The following is a 17,703-nucleotide window of genomic DNA, read 5'->3' on the forward strand; positions in this document are numbered from 1 at the left end:
ACGACGCAGCCGCTCCTGCCTGCCTGGGGATGGGGAACCCCCCAGCCGAGGCAGGGGATGGGCCTGTGCTGTGCCAGAAAGGGCGCTTCGTGGCCGATTCCGGCAACCCCAACGAGATCAGTCCGTCCACTGCCGGCGAGGACGGCGAGGGCACCCCCGCGGAGGTGACCTCGTCGAGGGGCACCAACTCCGAGGTCACCTCGGCGTACGACGCCAGCGCGATCACAGTCCTTGAGGGCCTGGACGCGGTCCGCAAGCGCCCCGGCATGTACATCGGCTCGACCGGTGAGCGTGGCCTGCACCACATGGTGCAGGAGGTCGTCGACAACTCCGTCGACGAGGCCCTGGCCGGGCACGCGGACTCCATCGACGTCACGATCCTGGCCGACGGCGCCGTGCGCGTCATCGACAACGGCCGAGGCATCCCGGTGGGCATCCACCCGGTGGAGAAGAAGCCCGCCGTCGAGGTCGTGCTCACCGTGCTGCACGCGGGCGGCAAGTTCGGCGGCGGCGGCTACGCGGTCTCCGGTGGTCTGCACGGCGTCGGCGTCTCCGTCGTCAACGCGCTGTCGTACAAGCTGGCCGTCGAGATCAGGACGGACGGCTACCGCTGGACGCAGGAGTACAAGGCGGGCGCCCCGACGGCGCCGCTGGAGCGGCACGAGGCCACGGAGGAGACCGGCACCTCGGTCACGTTCTGGGCCGACCCGGACATCTTCGAGACCACCGAGTACTCCTTCGAGACGCTCTCGCGGCGCTTCCAGGAGATGGCGTTCCTCAACAAGGGACTGACCATCAAGCTGACGGACGAGCGGGAGTCCGCGAAGGCCGTCGTCGGTGCGGACACCCCCGAGACCGCCGACGACGAGCAGGTCCGCACGGTCACGTACCACTACGAAGGCGGCATCGTCGACTTCGTGAAGTACCTGAACTCGCGCAAGGGTGAGCTCATTCACCCGACCGTCATCGACGTCGAGGCCGAGGACAAGGAGCGGATGCTCTCGGTCGAGATCGCGATGCAGTGGAACTCGCAGTACAGCGAGGGCGTGTACTCGTTCGCGAACACGATCCACACGCACGAGGGCGGTACGCACGAGGAGGGCTTCCGGGCCGCGATGACCGGTCTGGTGAACCGGTACGCACGCGAGAAGAAGTTCCTGCGCGAGAAGGACGACAACCTCGCGGGCGAGGACATCCGCGAGGGTCTGACCGCGATCATCTCGGTGAAGCTGGGCGAGCCGCAGTTCGAGGGCCAGACCAAGACCAAGCTGGGCAACACGGAGGCGAAGACCTTCGTGCAGAAGGTCGTGCACGAGCACCTCAACGACTGGTTCGACCGCAACCCGAACGAGGCCGCGGACATCATCCGCAAGTCGATCCAGGCCGCCACGGCCCGTGTCGCCGCCCGCAAGGCGCGCGACCTGACCCGCCGCAAGGGCCTGCTGGAGTCGGCGTCCCTGCCGGGCAAGCTCAGCGACTGCCAGTCCAACGACCCGACGAAGTGCGAGATCTTCATCGTCGAGGGTGACTCCGCCGGTGGTTCGGCGAAGTCCGGCCGCAACCCGATGTACCAGGCGATCCTGCCGATCCGAGGCAAGATCCTGAACGTCGAGAAGGCGCGGATCGACAAGATCCTCCAGAACACCGAGGTCCAGGCGCTGATCAGCGCCTTCGGTACCGGTGTGCACGAGGACTTCGACATCGAGAAGCTCCGCTATCACAAGATCATCCTGATGGCGGACGCCGACGTCGACGGTCAGCACATCAACACGCTGCTCCTGACGTTCCTGTTCCGCTTCATGCGGCCGCTGGTCGAGGCGGGTCACGTGTACCTGTCGCGTCCGCCGCTGTACAAGCTCAAGTGGGGCCGGGACCAGGTCGAGTACGCCTACTCCGACCGTGAGCGCGACGCGCTCCGCGAGGCGGGCGAGCAGCAGGGCAAGCGCATCAAGGAGGGCGACCTCCAGCGCTTCAAGGGTCTCGGTGAGATGGATGCCGAGGAGCTGCGCATCACCACGATGGACGTCGACCACCGTGTGCTCGGCCAGGTCACCCTGGACGACGCGGCCCAGGCCGACGACCTGTTCTCGGTGCTGATGGGTGAGGACGTCGAGGCGCGGCGCTCGTTCATCCAGCGCAACGCCAAGGACGTTCGCTTCCTCGACATCTGAGTCGGTCCTTCGCTGACCGCTTCGAAAGGATTTTGACCAGCAATGGCCGACGAGAACACCCCCCAGACCCCCGTTGAAGAGGGTCAGACGACGCAGCGGATCGAGCCCGTCGGGCTGGAGACCGAGATGCAGCGGTCGTACCTCGACTACGCGATGTCCGTCATCGTGGCGCGTGCGCTGCCCGACGTGCGGGACGGTCTGAAGCCCGTGCACCGTCGCGTCCTGTACGCGATGTACGACGGCGGCTACCGGCCCGAGAAGGGCTTCTACAAGTGCGCCCGCGTCGTCGGCGACGTCATGGGTACGTACCACCCGCACGGCGACTCCTCGATCTACGACGCCCTGGTGCGTCTGGCGCAGCCGTGGTCGATGCGCATGCCGCTGGTGGCCTCCAACGGCAACTTCGGCTCTCCGGGCAACGACCCGGCGGCAGCGATGCGCTACACCGAGTGCAAGATGGCGAACCTCTCCATGGAGATGGTCCGCGACATCGACGAGGAGACCGTCGACTTCACGGCCAACTACGACGGCCGTAACCAGGAGCCGACGGTGCTGCCGTCGCGCTTCCCGAACCTGCTGGTCAACGGTTCGGCGGGCATCGCGGTCGGCATGGCGACGAACATCCCGCCGCACAACCTGCGCGAGGTCGCTTCGGGTGCGCAGTGGTGCCTGGAGAACCCGGAGGCTTCGCAGGAGGAGCTCCTGGACGCCCTCATGGAGCGCATCAAGGGCCCCGACTTCCCGACCGGCGCGCTGGTGGTGGGCCGCAAGGGCATCGAGGAGGCGTACCGGACGGGCCGAGGCTCGATCACGATGCGCGCCGTGGTGGCCGTCGAGGAGATCCAGAACCGTCAGTGCCTGGTCGTCACGGAGCTTCCGTACCAGACGAACCCGGACAACCTGGCGCAGAAGATCGCCGACCTGGTGAAGGACGGCAAGGTCGGCGGCATCGCCGACGTCCGTGACGAGACCTCCTCGCGCACCGGTCAGCGTCTGGTCATCGTGCTCAAGCGCGACGCGGTCGCCAAGGTCGTGCTGAACAACCTGTACAAGCACACCGACCTCCAGTCGAACTTCGGCGCGAACATGCTGGCGCTCGTCGACGGCGTGCCGCGCACGCTGTCGCTGGACGCGTTCATCCGGCACTGGGTGACGCACCAGATCGAGGTCATCGTCCGGCGTACGCAGTTCCGGCTGCGCAAGGCCGAGGAGCGCGCGCACATCCTGCGCGGTCTGCTCAAGGCGCTGGACGCGATCGACGAGGTCATCGCGCTGATCCGCCGCTCCAACACGGTGGAGATCGCCCGCGAGGGCCTGATGGGCCTGCTGGCGATCGACGAGATCCAGGCGAACGCGATCCTGGAGATGCAGCTGCGCCGCCTGGCCGCCCTGGAGCGGCAGAAGATCGTGGCGGAGCACGACGAGCTCCAGGCCAAGATCAACGAGTACAACCAGATCCTGGCCTCCCCGCAGCGCCAGCGTGCGATCGTCAGTGAGGAACTGGCCGTCATCGTCGACAAGTTCGGCGACGACCGACGGTCCGCGCTGGTGCCCTTCGACGGTGACATGTCCATCGAGGACCTGATCGCCGAGGAGGACATCGTCGTCACCATCACCAACGGTGGCTACGTGAAGCGCACGAAGACCGAGGACTACCGGTCGCAGAAGCGCGGCGGCAAGGGAGTCCGGGGCGCGAAGCTGAAGCAGGACGACATCGTCGACCACTTCTTCGTCTCCACCACGCACCACTGGCTGCTGTTCTTCACGAACAAGGGCCGGGTGTACCGGGCGAAGGCGTACGAGCTGCCCGACGCCGGACGGGACGCGCGCGGCCAGCACGTGGCGAACCTCCTCGCGTTCCAGCCGGACGAGAAGATCGCGCAGATCCTGGCGATCCGGGACTACGACGCGGCGCCGTACCTGATCCTGGCCACCAAGGGCGGCCTGGTGAAGAAGACGTCGCTGAAGGACTACGACTCGCCCCGTTCGGGTGGTGTCATCGCGATCAACCTGCGGGAGACCGCGGACGGCAGCGACGACGAGCTGATCGGCGCCGAGCTGGTGTCGTCCGAGGACGACCTGCTGCTGGTCAGCAGGAAGGCCCAGTCGATCCGGTTCACCGCCACGGACGACGCGCTGCGCCCGATGGGCCGTGCGACGTCGGGCGTGAAGGGCATGAGTTTCCGTGAGGGCGACGAACTGCTCTCGATGAATGTGGTGCGGCCCGGTACGTTCGTGTTCACCGCAACCGACGGCGGGTACGCGAAGCGCACTCCCGTCGACGAGTACCGCGTCCAGGGCCGTGGCGGTCTCGGCATCAAGGCTGCCAAGATCGTGGAGGACCGGGGCTCGCTCGTGGGGGCGCTGGTGGTGGAGGAGACGGACGAGATCCTCGCCATCACCCTCGGCGGCGGTGTGATTCGTACGCGAGTCAACGAAGTCAGGGAGACGGGCCGTGACACCATGGGCGTCCAACTGATCAACCTGGGCAAGCGGGATGCCGTCGTCGGCATCGCCCGCAACGCCGAGGCCGGCCGTGAGGCCGAAGAGGTCGACGGGGCCGACGGTTCCGAGATCGAAGCGGACGGTGCGGTCACCGCCACGGCCGCGACCGAAGTCGTCGAGGGTGCAGAGCCCTCGGCAGGGGAGCACGAGGAGTAGGTCGTGAGTGGAGCCACGGGCACCGGGAAATCTTCCGGAGCTGGAGCACCCGGTGCCCGTGGCTCTGCCGCGGACTCCCAGGGGGGAACTGTGACGGACACCCGGGGGCCGCAGCCCCCGCAGGGTTATGACGGGTACGCGGCCGGTCCGCTGCCCGGCGAGCGGGAGCAGGCGGCCCAGGGACCGGGGTCCCAGCCGTACCACCCGCCGCAGGCGTATCAGGCCACGCAGGACGGTCAGCAGGGCGGCGGTGCCACCCAGGGCGGCCAGCGTCCCCCTGCGGGCGGCGGCGGTACGCAGGGCGGCCAGACGGGGACGGTGCGCCGACCGCGTACGGGGGCCCGGACGACGCCTCGTACGCGCAAGGCGAGGCTGCGGGTGGCGAAGGCCGATCCGTGGTCGGTGATGAAGGTCAGCTTCCTGCTGTCGATCGCGCTGGGCATCTGCACGGTGATCGCGGCGGCCGTGCTGTGGATGGTCATGGACGCCATGGGCGTCTTCGCGACCGTCGGCGGCACGATCAGTGAGGCGACCAGCTCGACGGCCGGTTCCGGGGAGAGCAGCGGGTTCGACCTCCAGTCGTTCCTGTCGCTGCCTCGGGTGCTGACCTTCACCTCGGTGATCGCGGTGATCGACGTGGTGCTGATGACGGCCCTGGCGACGCTGGGCGCCTTCATCTACAACCTGTCGGCCGGGTTCGTGGGCGGTGTGGAGCTCACGCTCGCGGAGGACGAGTAGCCGCTGGTGGCGGGGGGCGGAGAACCGATTTTGGTACTGCCCCCCACGTGCGCTAATCTTCAGGAGTCAGCGCGCGAGCGCGGCGGGGCTATAGCTCAGTTGGTTAGAGCGCATCCCTGATAAGGATGAGGCCACAGGTTCAAATCCTGTTAGCCCCACAGTCACCGGTTGGCCCGGACGAGGATTTTCTCGTCCGGGCCAACCGCTTTTGTGCGTCCGGCAGTTGGAACCCCCCAGTAGGTCACCGATCGGTATCGGCCGGTGTGTATAGTCGGCCGCCAAGAGGTCTCCTACGTCAAGGAAAGACGAGGTCGCGCGGTGAAGAAGCTTCTCCTGGTCGCACTGGCCGCCATTGGCGGGCTCCTCGTGTACCGCCAGATCCAGGCGGATCGCGCCGAGCAGGATCTGTGGACGGAGGCGACTGACTCCGTGCCCGCAGGTTCGGGTGTGTGAGCCCCAGTAGTCACATGCAAAACCCCGGTCGCTCCTCAGAGCGACCGGGGTTTTGTGCTGCGTGGGGCTGTGGTGCTGTGCGGGTCCGTGCGCGGGGGCGATGTTTCACGTGAAACATCCGAGGGATGTCCGTCCGTGCGTGGCTCGCACGGACGGTCGACCGCGAGGCGGTGGAGCGGGCTTGTGGGCGCCGTGCGGGGCGGGAGCGGTCTCCTGGCGCAGCGTCACTTCCCGGAGCCGTAGAGGGCCTTCCAGGGGTGTTGTGAGGTCGTCCGGTGGTCGTGCCGTCCGGTTGATCTTCGCTGTGGAGGGGTGGTGCGCCGCACGTCGTTCCCGTGGCGCGGTCCGTCAGCTCTGGTGTGCCTCGTAGTGCGCGACCGCTTCGGCCGTGCGGCCCGCTCCGTACACACGGAGGAACTCCGCCAGTTCCGGGTGATCCGAGGCAAGGGAGTCCGCGGCGTGGATGATGTCCCCCGCACCGGCCACCGAGCGCAGCAGCGACTGGATCTCGCGCACCACACGGCGCACCGTGGGCGCCCCGGAGCCCGGCGTGCTCTGGCCGGTGGCGCTCAGGACCGAACCGCCCTGGGACTTCTTGATCTCTTCCATCCGGTCGGTGGCCTCACCGGCGCTGACGCTGCCGTCGGAGACCAGTCCGGCGAGCTCCTGGAGTGCCTGGACGCGCTGCACCACGGCAGGGTTGCCGATCTTGGCCCGCTGGCCGCTCATCAGCTGGGAGAGCATGGGCGCGGAGAGGCCGAGCACGGCCGCGAGCCGGGCCTGATTGAGCCCCAGGTCGTCGATGAGCCGACGGAAGAGCGCCCCCAGCGGCTCCCCGTACCAACTGCGCTGAAGCTCCCTGGCCCTTGCCGAGGCTTCCTGTTGTGCTGCGTCCATCTGCGTCTCCCCTTCGCTGCTGCGAACCTCGCGGTGCATCTTACGGAGAGTGGTCACCAACGGGGAGTCCCTATCTGTTTGCAGGATTGCGGGGGTCACCCGCTACTCTGGTGTGCGTCGGTGGACGTGTTCTGTTCCGCTCGTTTCCGGCACCCCTTTTCGGGGCCTTAGCTCAGTTGGTAGAGCGCTGCCTTTGCAAGGCAGATGTCAGGAGTTCGAATCTCCTAGGCTCCACATTCCAAGAGGCTCCCTGATCTGCGTTGACGCAGGTCAGGGAGCCTCTTTTTCGTTGATCGCCGGGCGGAGTGACCGGCTCGCCCGCCTACCCGGCTTTTTCGCTCGGAGCCTCGGAGTTCTGGAGCCAGGGCTCCCGCGCGGGCCGAGGACCCGCGCCCAGCCGTCCCTTAGTGGTCGCCGTGGGGCCCTGGGGGCTCTAGGGGTGTCTCGCCCCACCACCCCTGCCTAGCCTCGGGAAGCGGAGGGGAAGCGGACCGGAAACCGTCCGGTGGCGTACCGCTCGGCCGAGGCCCTCACTTCGATCCCGATCGGATGGCGCGCTGGTGAACAACGAAGAGCAACTGCTCGACTATCTCAGGCGGACCACCGCTGACCTGCGGGAAACACGGCGACGGCTGCGTGAGAACGAACAACGCGCACACGGTCCGGTGGCCGTCGTCGGTATCGGATGCCGCTACCCGGGCGGTGTCACCACCCCGGAGGACCTGTGGGAGCTGGTCGCGACCGGCACCGACGCGGTGTCGGACTTCCCGGCCGACCGAGGATGGGACGTCGAGGCGCTCTACGACCCCGACCCGGAGCGGCCCGGCAAGACCTACGCCCGTACCGGCGGTTTCCTGCACGACGCGGCCGACTTCGACTACGACTTCTTCGGCATCAGCCCCCGTGAGGCGCTGGCGATGGACCCGCAGCAGAGACTGCTGCTCGAAACCTCCCACGAGGCCCTGGAGCGGGCCGGAATCGTCCCGGCCGCCCTGCGCGGCAGCCGCACCGGTGTGTTCGCCGGGGTCATGTACAACGACTACGCCACCCGCCTCACCTCCGTACCCGACGACCTCGACGGCTACCTCGCCAACGGGAGCGCCGCCAGCATCGCCTCCGGACGCGTCGCCTACACCTTCGGCTTCGAAGGCCCGGTCGTCACCGTGGACACCGCCTGCTCCTCCTCCCTCGTCGCCCTGCACTGGGCGGTGCGCGCGCTGCAGTCCGACGAGTGCTCGCTCGCCCTGGCGGGCGGGGTCACCGTGATGTCGACACCGGAGACCTTCGTCGACTTCAGCCGCCAGCGCGGCCTGTCGCCCGACGGCCGCTGCAAGGCGTTCGCGGCCGCCGCCGACGGCACCGGCTGGGGCGAGGGCGCGGGCATGCTCCTCCTGGAGAGGCTCTCCGACGCCCAGCGCAACGGCCACCCCGTGCTCGCCGTCATCCGGGGCAGCGCGGTCAACTCCGACGGAGCCAGCAGCCGGCTGACCGCGCCGAACGGGCCCTCCCAGCAGCGGGTCATCCGGCAGGCGCTGGCCGGAGCCGGGCTCACCGCCGCCGACGTCGACGTGGTCGAGGCGCACGGCACCGGCACCTCCCTCGGCGACCCCATCGAGGCGCAGGCCCTGATCGCGACGTACGGCAAGGAACACCCCGCCGACCGGCCGCTGCTCCTGGGCTCGGTCAAGTCCAACCTCGGTCACACGCAGGCCGCCGCAGGTGTCGCCGGTGTCATCAAGATGGTGCTGGCGATGCGGCACGGCGAGATTCCGCCCACCCTGCACGTCGACGCCCCCACCGACCAGGTGGACTGGAGCGCGGGCGGGGTCGAGCTGGCCCTGGACCGGCGCCCCTGGCCCGCCACCGGACGGCCCCGCCGCGCCGCCGTCTCCTCCTTCGGCATCAGCGGCACCAACACGCACGTCGTGCTGGAGGAGCCGCCCGCCGAGACGGCGGAAGCCACCGCCCGGACGCGTGGGAAGGGCGAGGGCTGGGTGCCCTGGCTCGTCTCCGGGCGGAGCAGGCAGGCCCTCGCCGGGCAGACCGCGCGACTGCGCGAGCACGTCGACGCCCGCCCGGACGCGCTCCCGGCCGACCTCGGTCTCTCCCTGGCCACCACCCGCGCGCCCTTCGAGCAGCGGGCCTTCGCGGTCGGCCGCAGCTCCGGCGAACTGCTCGCCCAGCTCGCCACCTCGGTCCCGCTGACGCCCGTCGGCGGCAAGACGGCCTTCCTCTTCACCGGCCAGGGCTCCCAGCGGCCCGGCATGGGCCGCACCCTGTACCGCGCCTTCCCCGTTTACGCCGACGCCTTCGACGAGGTGTGCGCACTCGCCGACCCGGGCCTGGAGCGGCCGCTCGCCGAGGTGATCGACACCGAAGGGGAGCTGCTCACCCGTACCGATTACGCGCAGATCGCCATCTTCGCCACCGAAGTCGCCCAGTACCGCCTCCTGGAGTCCTGGGGTGTGACCCCCGACTACCTCGCCGGGCACTCCGTCGGTGAACTCGCGGCCGCCCATGTCTCCGGCGTGCTGTCGCTGGCGGACGCCGTACGACTCGTCCTCGCACGCGGCACCCTGATGGCGGCCCTGCCCCCGGGCGGAGCCATGGCCGCACTGCGCGCCACCGAGGAAGAGGTGGCCCCCCACCTCGACGAGCGGGTCGGGCTCGCCGCGGTCAACGGCCCCCGTTCCCTGGTGATCTCGGGTGCCGAGGAGGCCGTGGAAGCACTCGCCGCCCGCTTCGGGAAGAGCCGGCGGCTGAAGGTCTCGCACGCCTTCCACTCGCCTCTGATGGACCCGATGCTGGCCGACTTCGCCGAGGCCGCCGCCGCCTGCTCCTTCGAGGAGCCGCGGATCCCGATCGTCTCCACCCTCACCGGCGCCCTCGCCGACACCGCGCGGCTCACCAGCCCCGCCTACTGGGTCGACCACGTCCGTCGGCCCGTCCGCTTCGCCCCCGCGTTGGACGCGCTGCACGCGCTGGGCGTACGGACCTTCCTCGAAGTCGGCCCGGACGCGGCCCTCACCCCCCTCGCCGCGGACTGCCTGCCCGAGGACAGCGTGACCGTCGCGGGGCTGCGCCGCGAAGGCGACGAGGAACGCGACCTGGTCACGGCCGTGGCCCGGCTGCACACAGCCGGTACCGCCGTGGACTGGGCGGCCTTCTTCGCCCCGCACGGCGCACGCCGTACCGACCTGCCCACCTACGCCTTCCAGCGGGAACGCCTCTGGCTGGAGAGCGCGGCGGGCACCAGCGGCGACGCCGACGGCCTCGGGCAGACCGCCACCGGCCACCCGCTGCTCACCGCGGCGACCGAACTGCCCGAGACCGGAGGAGCGGTCCTCACCGGCCGCCTCTCCCTCGCCACCCACCCGTGGCTCGCCGACCACGCCGTGCACGGCACCGTCCTGCTGCCCGGCACCGCCTTCGTCGAGATGGCCCTCCAGGCCGGTGAGCACAACGGCTGCGACACCGTGGACGAACTCACCCTGCACGCCCCGCTGGTCCTGCCCGAGCAGGGCGCGCTCGCCGTGCAGGTCGCGGTCGGCGGCGAACACGAAGGACGCCGGGAGGTGACCGTCTGGTCGCGCCGCTCCGACAGCCCGGACACCGCCTGGACCCGTCACGCCGCGGGTCTCCTCACGTCCACGCCCGCCGACGGGAGCCCGGCCGGTCTGACGGCCTGGCCGCCCGCCGACGCCGAGCCCGTCGACCTCGGCGACCTCTATCCCGGACTCGCCCGTACGGGCTACGGATACGGCGAGGTCTTCCAGGGCCTGCGCGCCATGTGGCGCCGCGGGGACGAGCTGTTCGCCGAGGCGGCACTGCCGGAGAGCGCCCGGGCCACCGCCGCCGCGTTCGGCGTGCACCCGGCGCTCCTGGACGCCGTCCTGCACGTCAACCTCCTCGACCTGCCCGGCGGACAGGCGGTCCTGCCGTTCGCCTGGGGCGGTGTCACCCTGCACGCGGCAGGAGCCGAGAGCCTGCGTCTCCACCTCGCCCCCTCCGGCGCCGACGCCGTCACCCTCACCCTCGCCGACCCGACCGGCGCCCCCGTGGCGACCGTACGCAGCCTCGTCGCCCGTCCCGTCTCCGCCGAACAGCTCGCGGGTGAGGGGGACGACCCGCTCCACCGGGTCGACCTCGTTCCCGCGCCCGGCTCCTCGGGCGCCGTGCTGCCCCTGCTCGCGGTGTGGGGCGACGACATCGCTCTCGACGCACCCCGGCACCCGGGCCTCGACGCGCTCCTCACCGCCGGTCCGGTGCCCGAGCTGGTGGTTCTCTCCGTGCCGCCCACGCCCACCGGGGCCTTCGACCTGCCCGCCCTCGTACGGGAGCGGGTCAACACCGTCCTCGGCTCGCTGCGCGACTGGCTGGGCGACGACCGCTGCGCGGGCGGCCGGCTCGCCGTGCTGCTGCGCGCCGGTGACCTCGGCCACGCCCCGCTCCTGGGACTCGTACGCGCCGCGCAGGCCGAGAACCCGGGGCGGTTCCTGCTCATCGACAGCGACGGCAGCGCCGGCAGCACCGGTCCGGGACCCGCCCTGGCCACCGCTCTCGCCGCCGACGAGCCGGAGGTGGCGGTGCGCGACGGTGAGGTGCGGGTGCCGCGCCTGGTCCGTGCCAAGCCCGGCGGCCCGATCGTCTGGGACCCGGACGGCACCGTCCTGATCACCGGCGGCACCGGCGGCCTGGGCGCCGTGATCGCCCGTCACCTGGTCGCCGAGCACGGTGTGCGACACCTGCTGCTGGCCGGGCGACGCGGTCCGGACGCTCCCGGGGCGGTGCAACTCCGCGACGAACTGCGCGAGGCGGGTGCCGAGGTGACCCTCGCCCGCTGCGACGCCGCCGACCGGGACGCGCTGGCCGCGCTGCTCGCCGAGCACGACGTGCGGGCCGTGGTGCACGCCGCCGGTGTCGTCGACAACGGTGTGCTCGCCACCCTCGACGCGGACAAGGTCGACCGGGTGCTGCGGCCCAAGGTGGACGCTGCCTGGAACCTGCACGAACTCACCCGCGACACGGACCTGTCGGCGTTCGTCCTGCTGTCCTCCACCGCAGGTCTGCTCGTCGGCGGCGGCCAGGCCAACTACGCCGCCGCCAACACCTTCCTCGACGGACTCGCCGCCCACCGCCGCACCCTCGGCCTGCCCGCCGTCTCGCTGGCCTACGGCCTGTGGGCGGGAACGGGCGGCATGAGCGCCGACATCGACGCCGCCGACCTGGAACGGCTGCGCAGGATCGGCCTGCCGCCGCTGACCCTCGCGCAGGGGCTGCGCACCTTCGACGCCGGGATCGGCGGCGAGGACGCGGTGGTGGTGCCCGTACGGCTGGACGCCGCCGCGGTGCGCGCCCGGGCGGACGGAGTGCCCGCGCTCCTGCGCGGCCTGGTGCGCCCCGCCCGCCGACGCGGCGCGGAGGCCGCCGGGGGCTCCCCCGCGGACTCGTGGCGCGAGCGGCTGGTGCCGCTGGCGGACGCCGAACGGGACCGCGCCCTGCTGGAGCTGGTCCGTACCCACGTCGCAGGCGTCCTCGGGCACCCCTCCGCCGAGTCCGTCGATCCGGGGCGTGCCTTCCAGGAGATGGGCTTCGACTCGCTCGCCGCCGTCGAACTGCGCAACCTCCTCGCGGGCGCCACCGGGCTCTCGCTGCCGGCCACGCTGGTCTTCGACCAGCCCAGCCCCCTCACCCTCGCCGCCCACCTCAAGAACACGCTCGTTCCGGGACCGGCCGACCTGGCGCGGTCCGCGCTGGCGGAGATGGACCGGCTCGAAGCCGCCCTGCACGGCCTTCCCGACCAGGACGGCAGTCACGACCGCGTCACCGCGCGCCTCGAAGCGCTGCTGCGCAGCTGGCAGGAGACCCAAGGAAGCACCGGCGCACCCGAGGCGCCGGACGACTTCCGGGAAGCCAGCGACGAAGAACTCTTCGCCAAGCTCGACAACCAACTGGGAGCCCTGTAATGGAAGACTCGGCCACGGCCGGTAAGCTCCGCGACTACCTCAAGCGGGCCACGACCGAGCTGGAGCGAAGCCGCCGCCGCGTACGCGAGCTGGAGGAGCAGGACCGCGAGCCCATCGCGATCATCGGCATGGGCTGCCGTTACCCCGGCGGTGTGCGCACCCCCGAGGACCTGTGGCGGGTGGTCGACGAGGGCATCGACGTCGTCACCGAGTTCCCCACCGACCGGGGCTGGGACGTCTCGGCGATCTTCGACCCCGAGCCCGGCGCTCCGGGCAAGAGCTACGTCCGCCACGGCGGGTTCCTGCACGACGCCGCCGAGTGCGACCCCGCGTTCTTCGGCATCAGCCCCAAGGACGCGCCCGGCACCGACCCGCAGCAGCGGATGCTGCTCGAAGTCACCTGGGAGGCGTTCGAGCGGGCCGGTATCGACCCCGGCCGGGTGAAGGGCACCCGGACCGGTGTCTTCGTGGGCCTGATGCACCACGACTACGTCGGCGGCACCATCTCCGGCAGCATCGTCTCCGGCCGGATCGCGTACACCCTCGGTCTGGAGGGACCGGCGGTCACCATGGACACCGCCTGCTCCTCGTCCCTGGTCGCGCTGCACTCTGCGGTCCAGTCGCTGCGCAAGGGCGAGTGCTCGCTGGCGCTCGCCGGTGGCGCGGCCCTGATGGCCAGCCCCGAGATGTTCATCGAGTTCAGCGAGCGCCGCGCGCTGTCCCCCGACGGCCGCTGCCACTCCTTCTCCGACGACGCCGCAGGCGCCGCCTGGGCCGAGGGCGCGGGCATGCTGCTCGTGGAGCGGCTCTCCGACGCCGTGCGCAACGGCCACGAGGTGCTCGCTGTCGTACGCGGCTCCGCCGTCAACCAGGACGGCGCCTCCAACGGGCTGACCGCGCCCAGCGGCCCGGCCCAGATCCGCGTCATCGAGCAGGCCCTCGCCGATGCCCGGCTCGCCCCGCACCACATCGACGCGGTCGAGGCGCACGGCACCGGCACCACCCTCGGCGACCCGATCGAGGCCCAGTCCGTCATCGCCGCCTACGGGCAGGAGCGGGCGGACAGCGGACCGATCCGGCTCGGCTCCATCAAGTCCAACATGGGCCACCCGCAGGCCGCTGCCGGTGTCGGCGCCATCATCAAGACGGTCATGGCGATGCGCCACGGCGTCCTGCCCCGCACCCTGCACGTCAAGAAGCCCAGCACCGCCGTCGACTGGACGGCGGGCGACATCCGGCTGCTCACCGAGCCCGAGCCGTGGGACACCCCCGGCGGGCGCCCGCGTCGCGCGGGCGTCTCCTCCTTCGGCATCTCCGGCACCAACGCCCACACCATCCTGGAGCAGGCGCCGCCCGTCGCGACCGACGAGGCCGCACCGGAGCGGGCCGCGCTGCCCGTCGTGCCGTGGGTTCTCTCCGGCAAGGGTTCCGACGCCGTCCGACGCCAGGCGGAGCGGCTGCTGGCCGTCGCCGGTGACCTCGACCCGTACGACGTGGGGTACTCACTGGCCACGATGCGCGCCCGGTTCGGGCACCGGGCCGCCGTCACCGGCCGCGACCGGGACGAACTGCTCGCCGGTCTGCGGGCCGTCGCCGACGGCAGCCGGCCCGCCGTCGCCGTTCCCGAACCCGGCCGCCTCGGCGTGCTGTTCTCCGGCCAGGGCTCCCAGCGGCCCGGCATGGGCCGCACCCTGCACGCCGCGTTCCCGGTGTTCGCCGCCGCCTTCGACGAGATCTGCGCGGCCTTCGACGCCCATCTGGAACGGCCGCTGCGCGACGTCATGTTCGACGAGGACGCCGACCCCGCCGACGCGCTGCTGAACCAGACCGCCTACACGCAGGCGGCCCTGTTCACCTTCGAGACCGCCCAGTACCGGCTCCTGGAGCACTGGGGGATCCGTCCCGACCTGCTCGCCGGGCACTCGATCGGCGAGATCGTCGCCGCGCACGTCGCCGGTGTCCTGGAGCTGAAGGACGCGGTCGCGCTGGTCGCCGCCCGGGGCGCTCTGATGCAGGCGCTGCCCGAGGGCGGCGCGATGGTGGCCCTGCTCGCCTCCGAGGCCGAGGTCCTCCCGCTGCTCACCGAGGGCGTCGACATCGCGGCCGTCAACGGCCCGCGCGCGGTGGTGGTCTCCGGCGACGAGGACGCCGTCCTCGCGGTCGCCGCCCAGGTGGAGAAGTCCACCCGCCTGAAGGTGTCGCACGCCTTCCACTCCCGTCGCATGGACCCCATGCTGGACGCGTTCCGCGAGGTGCTGGCCGGGCTCACCTTCCACGAGCCCGCCCTGCCCGTCGTCTCCAACGTCACCGGCACCCTCGCCGGTGAACTCACCTCGCCCGAGTACTGGGTACGGCACGTCCGCGAGGCCGTCCGCTTCCACGACGGAGTCACCACCCTGGCCGCCGAGGGAGCCACCCGCTTCCTGGAGGTCGGCCCCGACTCGGTGCTCACCAACATGGCGCAGGACGTGGTCCCCGAGGTCATCGGCACCCAGCGCCGCGACCGTGCGGAGGACGCCGCCCTCGTCGAGGCCGTCAGCCGCTTGCACCTGACGGGAACCGGCCCCGACTGGTCGGTCGTGTTCGCCGGTGGCCGCAAGGTCGACCTGCCCACCTACGCGTTCCGCCGCGACCGCCACTGGGAGGACGCGCCGATCCTCCAGGCCGAGCGCTCCGCCTCGGGCCGCTCGGGCGACGACGCGGCCAACCCGTTCTGGGAACTGGTCCGTGAGCAGGACGTGACCGCCGTCGCCGCCGCCCTCGGCATCACCGACGAGCCGTCCGTCGCCGCCGTCGTACCGGCGCTGGCCGCCTGGCACGAGCAGTGGCGGACCAACGCCGCCGCCGACGGCTGGCGCTACCAGGTCCGCTGGGAGCCGCTGCCGCCCTCCGCCACCCCGGCGCTCGGCGTCCGCAGCCTCGTCGTCGTCCCCGCGACCGAGGACGACTGGACCACCGCCGTCCTCAAGGGACTCGTCGAGCGCGGCGTGACCGTCGACACGCTCACGGTGCCGGACGGCGCCGACCGCGCGTCGCTCGCCGCTCTGCTGGCCGGGAAGGGCGAGGCCGACGGCGTGCTCTCGCTGCTCGCGCCCGCCACCGGACTGACCGCGACCGCCGCCCTCGTCCAGGCTCTCGGCGACGCGGGCGTCACCGCCCCGCTGTGGTGTGCCACGCGCGACGCCGTCGCCCACGGCACGGCCGCCACCGTCACCGGTTTCGCCCAGGCACAGGTCTGGGGTCTCGGCCGGGTCGCCGCCCTGGAACACCCCGACCGCTGGGGCGGACTGGTGGACCTGCCCGCCGTGATCGGCCCGCAGACCGTCGTACGGCTGGCCGCGCTGCTCGGCGACGCCGGTGGCGAGGACCAGGTCGTCATCCGTGAGTCCGGTACGTACGGCCGCCGCCTGGAACCCGCCCCGGCCCGGCCCGGCGCGCCCTGGAAGCCGTCCGGGACGGTGCTGGTCACCGGCGCCACCGGCGCGGTCGGCGCCGCCGTCGCCCGCTGGCTCGCCGCCGAGGGCGCCGACCACCTGCTGCTGACGTCCCGGCGCGGCCCCGAGGCGCCCGGCGCCGCTGACCTCGTCCGCGAGCTCACCGACGCCGGTACCCCGGTCACCCTCGTCGCCTGCGACGTCGCCGACCGAGGGGCGCTGGCCGCGCTCCTCGACTCCGTACCGGACGAGCAGCCCCTGACGGCCGTGCTGCACCTGGCCGGTGTCCTCGACGACGGCGTTCTGGACGCGCTCACCCCCGAGCGGTTCACCGGTGTCCTCGCCCCCAAGGCCGACGCCGCCCGCCACCTGCACGAACTCACGGCGGACCGCGAGCTGTCGGCGTTCGTGCTGTTCTCCTCGCTGACCGCCACCGTCGGCGGCGCGGGACAGGCCAACTACGCGGCAGCCAACACCTACCTCGACGCCCTCGCCGAGCACCGGCGGGCGGCCGGACTGCCGGCCACCTCGGTGGCGTGGGGGCCGTGGGGCGGTGAGGGCATGGCCGCCCACGGCAACGTCCGCTCGGCCGCCCGCGCGATGGGCATGTCCGTCCTCGACCCCGAGCGGGCGCTGACCGCTCTGCAGCGGGCCCTGGACGGCGGCGACACCACCGTCACCGTCGCCGACGTCGACTGGAGCGTGTTCGCGCCCGCGTTCACGTCGAGCCGCCCCAGTGCCCTGCTGTCCGCACTGCCCGGGGCCCAGCGCGGCGCGGCCGCCCAGGACGGGGCGGGCACGGTCGACGGCTTCGCCGAGAAGCTCGCCGGGCTCACCGGCGGCGAACGCGACCGTGCGGTCCAGGAGCTGGTGTGCGGCCAGGCCGCCTCGGTGCTCGGTTACGGCGGCGCGGGCGAGGTCGAGCCGACCACCGCCTTCCGGGACCTCGGCTTCGACTCGCTCACCTCCGTCGACCTGCGCAACCGGATCAGCAGCGCCGCCGGGGTGCCGCTGCCGGCCACGCTCATCTTCGACTACGCGACCCCGGCCGCCCTCGCCCAGTACCTTCTCACCGAACTCGCGGGCGCCGCCGACTCCGTGGACTCGGTCGTCTCCGAACTCGACCGGGTCGCGGCCCGGCTCGCCGACCTCACCGCGGAAGACCTCGAACAGGGGCGGATCACGGCCCGGCTGCGGACGCTGATGGCCGACCTGGACAAGACCCTCGGGCAGAGCGCCGGAGCGGTCGCAGGACGGCTGGAGGACGCCTCCGCCGACGACGTCTTCGCCTTCATCGACAACGAACTCGGCTCGGCGTGACCCGGCCGGCCCACGGCCCCTCGGTCCCGAAGCGGCAGTACACCTTTTCGCACAGGAGTGGCG

General features: G+C 71.6%; 7 protein-coding genes and 2 tRNA genes. 8 read left to right on the forward strand and 1 reads right to left on the reverse strand.

The window, feature by feature from the left end:
• Nucleotides 1–65 precede the first annotated feature (65 nt).
• The 5 genes from gyrB (at nucleotide 66) to OG897_RS01125 (ending at nucleotide 6,023) form a co-directional block, all read left to right on the forward strand.
• Nucleotides 66–2,171, forward strand: a complete 2,106-nt coding sequence (gyrB, locus tag OG897_RS01105) for a DNA topoisomerase (ATP-hydrolyzing) subunit B (RefSeq protein WP_266651944.1) — start codon at nucleotides 66–68, stop codon at nucleotides 2,169–2,171.
• 42 nt (nucleotides 2,172–2,213) lie between these two features.
• Nucleotides 2,214–4,832 carry a DNA gyrase subunit A gene (gene gyrA, locus OG897_RS01110; protein ID WP_266651946.1) on the forward strand — a complete coding sequence of 873 codons (2,619 nt, stop codon included), beginning with the start codon at nucleotides 2,214–2,216 and terminating at the stop codon, nucleotides 4,830–4,832.
• Between the two features lie 90 nt (nucleotides 4,833–4,922).
• The gene (locus OG897_RS01115) at nucleotides 4,923–5,570 is read left to right on the forward strand and encodes a DUF3566 domain-containing protein (RefSeq protein ID WP_266651948.1); all 648 of its coding nucleotides are present in this window, start codon (nucleotides 4,923–4,925) and stop codon (nucleotides 5,568–5,570) included.
• Nucleotides 5,571–5,654: 84 nt separating this feature from the next.
• Nucleotides 5,655–5,728, forward strand: a tRNA-Ile gene (locus OG897_RS01120).
• A gap of 160 nt (nucleotides 5,729–5,888) precedes the next feature.
• Nucleotides 5,889–6,023, forward strand: coding sequence for a DLW-39 family protein (locus tag OG897_RS01125; protein ID WP_003958712.1), 135 nt, complete (start codon nucleotides 5,889–5,891; stop codon nucleotides 6,021–6,023).
• 348 nt (nucleotides 6,024–6,371) lie between these two features.
• Here the strand turns inward: OG897_RS01125 and OG897_RS01130 are convergent, their stop codons facing one another.
• On the reverse strand, nucleotides 6,372–6,920 hold the full coding sequence (locus OG897_RS01130) for a DNA-binding protein (RefSeq protein ID WP_266651950.1): 549 nt from the start codon (nucleotides 6,918–6,920) through the stop codon (nucleotides 6,372–6,374).
• 161 nt (nucleotides 6,921–7,081) lie between these two features.
• On the opposite strand from OG897_RS01130, the gene OG897_RS01135 reads away from it, so the two are divergent.
• The 3 genes from OG897_RS01135 (at nucleotide 7,082) to OG897_RS01145 (ending at nucleotide 17,640) form a co-directional block, all read left to right on the forward strand.
• Nucleotides 7,082–7,154, forward strand: a tRNA-Ala gene (locus OG897_RS01135).
• A 326-nt stretch (nucleotides 7,155–7,480) separates the two neighbouring features.
• Complete coding sequence (locus tag OG897_RS01140; RefSeq protein WP_266651952.1) at nucleotides 7,481–12,886, forward strand: type I polyketide synthase; 5,406 nt, start codon at nucleotides 7,481–7,483, stop codon at nucleotides 12,884–12,886.
• Nucleotides 12,886–17,640: a type I polyketide synthase gene (locus OG897_RS01145; RefSeq protein WP_266651954.1), complete on the forward strand. Its 4,755-nt coding sequence runs from the start codon at nucleotides 12,886–12,888 to the stop codon at nucleotides 17,638–17,640. The genes OG897_RS01140 and OG897_RS01145 overlap by 1 nt, the downstream gene beginning before the upstream one ends.
• The last annotated feature ends 63 nt before the right edge of the window (nucleotides 17,641–17,703 follow it).

It is taken from the genome of Streptomyces sp. NBC_00237, assembly GCF_026342435.1.
Taxonomy (GTDB): Bacteria; Actinomycetota; Actinomycetes; order Streptomycetales; family Streptomycetaceae; genus Streptomyces.